Source organism: Flavobacterium daemonense (genome assembly GCF_007341385.1).
GTDB lineage: Bacteria > Bacteroidota > Bacteroidia > Flavobacteriales > Flavobacteriaceae > Flavobacterium > Flavobacterium daemonense.
Genome location: NZ_VJYD01000004.1, coordinates 394760 through 401517, shown reverse-complemented (window position 1 = coordinate 401517; position 6758 = coordinate 394760). Strand labels below are relative to the sequence as shown.

Here is a 6758-nt window from a genome sequence, read left to right as displayed (position 1 = left end):
TTTGATTTTTAAAACTTTGCGACTCTGCGACTTCGCGTGATTTTTTAGTTAGTGTTTTTTAGTTTAAAAGGTTTATTTGCAATGTTTTGGATTTTTTTAAAGTTGCTATTCCGAAGCCTCGGGACTAAGACACTAAAGTTTCTGATTTTTTTGTAAAGTATTTGATTTTTAAAACTTTGCGACTCTGCGACTTCGCGTGATTTTTTAGTTAGTGTTTTTTAGTTTAAAAGGTTTATTCGCAATGTTTTGGATTTAATTTTTTAAATTTAACAAGTTTAATATTTAGAAAAGGAGTATACCGAAAAGCCAAAGAGTAGGAAAATCTAAGCGTAAATACCATGAAAATCAAAAGAGCTGCCGCGTTATTACTATTATTTTTTGTTTCTGTTTTTTCTTTCGCTCAAGGCGGAAAAAAATTGGATAAAATCATTAAACGAGATTACACAATTATTGAGTGTACCGTTTCTAAAGTATCTGATCAAACTGTGGAATATTCTTTGCCAGGCGAAACAGTTCAAATCGTTCTAGATGTTTCGCAAATTGCCCGAATCGATTTTGCCAGCGGGCGCTCCCAAACATTTGATGTAAGTCAGGGAAGCAGTTCTACATCGCCGTCGCCAAGTTCAGGATATGTTGCTGCGGCAGAAATAAAACAGAATACAATCGCAGTGCTTCCGGTTCCGTTTTTAAATGCAGACAATCAGCAAAGTTCTGAGGAAATGGCAAAATTTGCTCAAAATGATATGTACAATAAATTGTTGGATAAATCGGGAAATATTGCACCGCTGACCGTTCAGGATTTGAGAACAACGAATAGTTTGTTAAGCAAAGCCGGAATTGATTATCGCAATATCGATTCAACTCCTATTGAAGATCTTGAAAAAATATTGGGCGTCGATAATATTGTCGCAGCGAAGGTTTCGTATACGATTGGAACCGCTACAACTGCAACGACCTACAATAGTGGCAATGCAAAAGTGAGCGACAATAATAAAAAAGTTACCACAAATGATTATTCGACTACAACAGCAAATAATCAGCAATATTATTACTACACCGTTTATTTTGACATGTACAAAAATGCTGCAAAAATATACTCTCAAACGCGTAAACCTTTCCTTGCGGTAAAAGACAGCTGGATGGAGTCTGTCCAATATTTATTGAAAAGAAGCCCGATTTATGTTAGAAAGTAAAAGCACTTTAATGGAAAAATTTAGATCTAAAATTGATATTTGGCTTGTTCTTTTTTTAAGTGTCGCTCTTGGTGGTGCTCTAATAAATATGCTTTATAATAGAGTTTGGGGCGCAAGTATAATTTTATGTTTTACTATTGGCTTTGTTGTACACATGTTTTTAAATACTTATTATAGTATTGAGGATCAAAGATTGATTATAAAAAGCAGTTTTTTGATTAACAGTTCCATTAATATTTTGAGTATTAAGAAAATTTCGGAAACAAATAGTATAATGAGCGCACCTGCACTTTCTTTTGATAGACTCGAAATATTATTTAATGAGTTTGATACGATAATTATTTCGCCAAAAGAGAAAATAAAATTTTTTGAAGCAATAAAAAAAATAAACCCTGAAGTAGAAATAGTGTTAAAAAATAAGCAGAATTAAGGATAACCTTTGCACCTTTGTAGCTCTGAACCTTTGCACCTAAAAAAAGAATGTTTCATTTACTAGATATTATTGGGACAATGGCTTTTGCTATGTCCGGCGCTTTAACGGCAATGCATAAAAAACTTGATCCTTTTGGAGTTTTTATTATTGCATTTGTAACTGCCGTTGGTGGCGGAACGCTTCGTGATGTTTTGATTGGCAGAACTCCCGTTGGCTGGATGCGCGATATGCAATATGTATATGTGATTATTTTAGGTTTTTTTCTGGCTATTTTGTTCCGAAAAAAGTTTGATAAATTGAGACGATCTTTGTTTTTGTTTGATACAATTGGACTTGGAGTTTTTACTTTAATCGGACTTGAAAAGGGAATTACAATTGGTCTTCATCCCGTTATTTGCATTGCATTGGGAACTATGACAGCCTGTTTTGGCGGTGTTTTGCGTGATATTTTGTGCAACGAAATCCCCAATGTTTTTAGAGAAGAAATCTATGCAACGATCTGTATTTTGGGAGGCGTCGTTTTCTTTGTTTTGCGAAAATTAAACTTAAATGTTGATGTACTCTATCTTGTAACTTCTGTAGTCATTATCGTAGTTCGATTAATGGCGGTTAAATACAAATGGCATTTAAAGGCATTTGATCATAAATGATTTTAAATATGGCATTTACTGTAAAAAAATACGACCAAAACGATTATAAAACTTGGAACGATTTTATCGCTCTGGCTAAAAATGCTACGTTTTTATTTCATCGCGATTTTATGGAATATCACAAAGATCGTTTTGAAGATTTTTCGCTTTTAATATTTGAGGATGAAAAATTAAAGGCTGTTCTTCCAGCCAATATAAAAGGAAAATCGGTTCACTCACACGAGGGACTTACTTACGGAGGATTGATTTTTTTATCAAAATTAAAAGCAGAAAAAGCTGAAGTTATTTTAGATGAAATCTTGTCTTTTTTGAAAGAAAACCAGATCGAAACTTTTTATTATAAGCCAATTCCTGATTTTTATTTTTCGAAAGGAAATAGAGAGTTAGACTTTTTTCTATTTAAAAGAAATGCCATTTCAGAGCGAAAAGAAATGAACATGGCTGTTAATCTGCAATTGCCTTTAAAGATTTCAAAAAGCAAAATGAAGCATTTCAGACGAATTGAAAACTTGGATTTGGATATTGTCGAAGAATATGATTTTGAGCCTTTTTGGGATCAAATTTTGGAACCGAGATTATTAGAGAAATTCAATGTAAAACCAGTTCATACAAAAGCTGAAATTGCTCATTTAAAACAAAAATTTCCGCAGAATATCAGACAATATTCGGTTTACCAAAACGACGAAATAATTGCTGGAATTACCATTTTTGAAACTGAAAATGTGATAAAATCACAATACGGAGCAACATCAAAAAAAGGAGAAGAAGTGAGAGCGCTTGATTTTTTATTCATTAACTTGATTCATAAATACAAACGAAAAGGCAAACATTTTTTTGATATGGGAATTGTAAATGAGGATAATGAAAGCGGTTATCATCCTGGGCTTTTGAAACAAAAAGAAGAGTTGGGCTGTGCGGTTTACAATCAGGATTTTTATAAGATTGATTTAATGCAATTGCCGAAATTCACTCAAAAATAAAGGTTGTGAAAGTTAAAGCGATTATCAAAATTTTAAATAATTTCTAATTCTTGACGGATAAAAAATCATATCAACAGATTCTTAAAACAACTTCACTTTTTGGCGGAGTTCAGTTTTTCTCGATTTTGATTTCCATTATCCGAACCAAATTAATTGCTGTTTTTATCGGTCCCGCCGGAATGGGAATTATTGCTTTATTGAACTCGACTTTAGGTGTTTTGAGCAGTATTTCGGGTTTCGGAATAGAAACGAGTTCGGTAAAAAATATCTCCGAAAATTATAAAAATGAAGATTTGAAGACCGTTTCAAAGACCATTCAAATTGTAAAGAAAATTGTTTTTTTTACGGGAATATTTGGAATGGTTTTGACTTTTGTGTTTTCCAAAGCTTTGAGCATAATGACTTTTGGTGATTCCAGCCAGACATTTGCTTTTGCGGTTCTTTCTGTAACTGTTTTGTTTAAACAATTAAGTTCGGGACAATTGGCGGTTTTGCAAGGATTGCGTTCATTTCGTTTTTTGGCGAAAGCCAATTTGTACGGAAATCTTTTCGGGCTTCTTTTTTCGATTCCGCTATATTATTTTTTAAGTATTGATGCTATTCTGCCCACAATTATAATTGCATCTTTTTCGGCTTTGATTTTTTCATTTTATTATTCCAATAAAATAAAAACTGAAAAAGAGAAAATTGATAATTCCGTTTTTCTGTTGGAAAGCAAAGCCATTGTAAAACTCGGTTTTATGTTGACAATCAGCAGTGTTTTGACGCTTTTGTCAACATATTTTGTTCAGGTTTTTGTTGGAAAAATAGGAGGTCTAGAACAAGTTGGGTTTTATAACGCCGGATTTACCTTGCTGAATTCCTATGTCGGAATTATTTTCACAGTCATGAGCACCGATTATTTTCCAAAACTTTCTGCTATTAATTCTGATAATGAAAAAGTTAGAAAAAGCGTTCAGCAACAAGCTTTTATTTCGGTTTTAATTATAATGCCAATAATCGTTTTATTTTTGGCTTTCAGTCCAATAATTGTAAAAGTAATTTATACAGCAAAATTTGATGCGATTTTGCCCATGATTAGCGCCGGAATTTTAGGAATGCTTTTTCGCGCCGTTTCCTGGTCAATGGGATTTATTTTAATTGCAAAAGGCGATTCAAAAATTTTTATTAAAACGGCAATTGGTTTCAATCTTTTGTCTTTGCTAATGAATATTGCAGCGTATTATTTTTATGGTTTAGAAGGTCTGGGTTTTAGTTTTTGCCTGTATTTTTTGTGTCATTTTATCGGAATGAAAATCATAACTAAAAACCGCTATAATTTTTATTTTGAAAGCGAATTTTATAGGTTATATTTCATTTGTTTTGTTATTTGTGGACTTTCTTTTTTGGTGCAGTTCGTCGAAAATCCAATTTTAAAATATGTTTTATATGCTGTACTGATTTTATCGTCTTTAGGAATTAGTTTATTCGAAATCAATAAAAAAATGAATTTAAACGAAATTTTTACGTCATTTGTTCAGCGAAAAAAAGATAAAAATGATTAAAAATAGTTACAGAAAATGTCGTTCGTTTTATCATAAAATCAAGTTTTACTGGTCGGTAAACTGGACAAAAACGCTATATTTTAATTTTAAGAAATTGCCTTTTGAAACCGCTAAAAAACTGCCTGTTTTCTTTTATAAAAGAGTAAAGTTTGCTTCGATTTCTGGAGAAATTCAAATTGATGGTGAAATCAAAAGAGGAATGATCGGTTTTGGTCAACCTTATGAATTGAATACCGTTCATCGAGGCATTGCAGAAATCAATATTCAAGGAAAATTAATCTTTAAAGGAAAATTTCAATTTGGAAAAGATTACTTTCTTTTTGTTGGAGAAAATGCCGTTTGCGAATTGGGAAATATGTCCTCAATGGCTTCGAGTGGAAAATTAATTTGTACCGAAAAAATTATCCTCGGCAATTACGCTCGTTTTGGTTCTGAATCCCAAATTATCGACACCAATTTTCATGATTTAATCGATACACAAACTGGAGAAAAGCTAGAAAAATCGGCTCCAATTATTATCGGAAATTATAATTTTATGAGCAACAGAGTGTCGGTCTTAAAAGGGACGCAGACGCCCGATTTTTCTACCGTTGCATCAAATAGTGTGTGTACTAAAGATTACAAAGCTTTGGGTGAAAATATTTTGATTGGAGGAATTCCCGCAAAATTAATTAAGTCTAATATTTCCCGAGATTGGCAAGGTGAAAAACAACAATTAGAAGATTTTTTAACAATCTAAAATTTTAAACACATAGAGACATAGATTAAAAAATGTTAAAAAGGCGTTTCACTCAAAATAAAAAACATAAGCTAAGCTATGTGTGAAAATTGAGATTTTCTTGATTCTCTTCTTTAAGCAAGAAAAAATCTATGTTTCTATGTGTTTAAAAGATTTAGCGAAAACAATTTTAATTCTTTGTTTAATTTCCAATAAAATATATTTCAACAACAACTTAAAATTCGAAGTTTTGAACGCAAGAATCATTTCAAAATGTATTCGTTTCAAAATGGCTTTATGTTCTTCTTTTGTTTTATTTAAAGCAATTGCTTTTTTGATAATCAAACAAGTAGAATAATTTATTTTTCTGGATCTCTCATCGTTTTTGAGAAAGAAATGCGTTCCCAATGAATTCGTCGAAATTCTTTTTTTGATTAAAATTTCGTCAATAAAATCAACCTCATATTTTCTTGAAGCCCTAATCCAAAGGTCTAAATCTTCATAAGCCAGATTTTCATCATAACCTTTTAAGTCATCAAAAGCCGACTTTTTCACCATTGAAGAAACCGAACAAATACTGTTTCCTCCAGAAATTACGCTTAAATAAATATTGCCGGTTTGTCTTTTTTCGATTGTTTTTTTTGATGAATTTACTGGAAAATAATACGATTGATGTTCGTTGTTTTCAGAAATTAATTCAGTGTTTCCGTAGACAATTCCGAGATTTTTGTATTTGCTTTTTTGAAAAGCATTTATTTGAAGAGAAACACAATTTGGCAATAAAATATCATCGCAAGCCAAGTCTATTACAAAATCGCCTTTCGCAAGTTTCAACGCTTTATTGAAAGATTTTGTGCTTCCTATATTTTTTTTGTTTGCAATGAATTGAATTTCGGGATAGTCTTTCAGCCAGTTTTCAATTGTTTCTTTAGAATTATCAGTGCTAAAATCGTCAACAATAATCACTTCAATAAACGGATAATCCTGATTTATTGCCGAAGTTAAGCTTTCGGCAACAAATTTTTCCTGATTATAGCACAAGCAAATAATGGTTACTAATGGATTATCCTTCATGTTTTTTTGTTTTACCATTAAGATATTAAGGAAATTAAGTAGGCATGAGCTTAATTTTCTTTTCTCCGTTAAGAAAATTAAGTCCAAAGCCTTATACAGCTTAATGTCTTAATGGTTCTAAATCTTATTTTATTTTAAAGAGTTATATTTGATACGAAAATAAGAA

The 6758-nt window shown here is 31.6% G+C and carries 7 protein-coding genes; 6 read left to right on the top strand and 1 reads right to left on the bottom strand.

Going from position 1 to position 6758, the window contains the following annotated elements; translation table 11 throughout:
• The first annotated feature begins 338 nt into the window (after positions 1-338).
• Genes FND99_RS07950 through FND99_RS07925 form a run of 6 tightly spaced genes read left to right on the top strand, consistent with a single transcriptional unit; the run spans position 339 to position 5539 of the window.
• A complete protein-coding gene (locus tag FND99_RS07950) occupies positions 339-1193 on the top strand; it encodes a hypothetical protein (RefSeq protein WP_144337439.1) in 855 nt (284 codons plus the stop codon).
• Positions 1194-1203: 10 nt separating this feature from the next.
• Positions 1204-1623 carry a PH domain-containing protein gene (locus FND99_RS07945; protein ID WP_162615543.1) on the top strand — a complete coding sequence of 140 codons (420 nt, stop codon included), beginning with the start codon at positions 1204-1206 and terminating at the stop codon, positions 1621-1623.
• A gap of 50 nt (positions 1624-1673) precedes the next feature.
• Positions 1674-2276, top strand: coding sequence for a trimeric intracellular cation channel family protein (locus FND99_RS07940; protein ID WP_144337437.1), 603 nt, complete (start codon positions 1674-1676; stop codon positions 2274-2276).
• Positions 2277-2284: 8 nt separating this feature from the next.
• Entirely contained in the window at positions 2285-3256 is a 972-nt protein-coding gene (locus FND99_RS07935) for a GNAT family N-acetyltransferase (protein ID WP_144337436.1), read from the top strand.
• 50 nt (positions 3257-3306) lie between these two features.
• The gene (locus FND99_RS07930; protein ID WP_144337435.1) at positions 3307-4800 is read left to right on the top strand and encodes an O-antigen translocase; all 1494 of its coding nucleotides are present in this window, start codon (positions 3307-3309) and stop codon (positions 4798-4800) included.
• Entirely contained in the window at positions 4793-5539 is a 747-nt protein-coding gene (locus FND99_RS07925) for an acyltransferase (protein WP_246074191.1), read from the top strand. Before FND99_RS07930 ends, FND99_RS07925 begins: the two co-directional genes overlap by 8 nt.
• A 129-nt stretch (positions 5540-5668) precedes the next feature.
• Here FND99_RS07925 and FND99_RS07920 read toward each other — a convergent pair whose 3' ends face one another.
• On the bottom strand, positions 5669-6592 hold the full coding sequence (locus FND99_RS07920) for a glycosyltransferase family 2 protein (RefSeq protein ID WP_144337434.1): 924 nt from the start codon (positions 6590-6592) through the stop codon (positions 5669-5671).
• Positions 6593-6758 lie beyond the last annotated feature (166 nt).

What these genes read in the sequence shown, in the direction of transcription:
- FND99_RS07920 (WP_144337434.1), bottom strand. Translation starts at nt 6,592, where the DNA reads ATGAAGGATAATCCATTAGTAACCATTATTTGCTTGTGCTATAATCAG.
- FND99_RS07925 (WP_246074191.1), top strand. Translation starts at nt 4,793, where the DNA reads ATGATTAAAAATAGTTACAGAAAATGTCGTTCGTTTTATCATAAAATC.
- FND99_RS07940 (WP_144337437.1), top strand. Translation starts at nt 1,674, where the DNA reads ATGTTTCATTTACTAGATATTATTGGGACAATGGCTTTTGCTATGTCC.
- FND99_RS07945 (WP_162615543.1), top strand. Translation starts at nt 1,204, where the DNA reads ATGGAAAAATTTAGATCTAAAATTGATATTTGGCTTGTTCTTTTTTTA.
- FND99_RS07935 (WP_144337436.1), top strand. Translation starts at nt 2,285, where the DNA reads ATGGCATTTACTGTAAAAAAATACGACCAAAACGATTATAAAACTTGG.
- FND99_RS07950 (WP_144337439.1), top strand. Translation starts at nt 339, where the DNA reads ATGAAAATCAAAAGAGCTGCCGCGTTATTACTATTATTTTTTGTTTCT.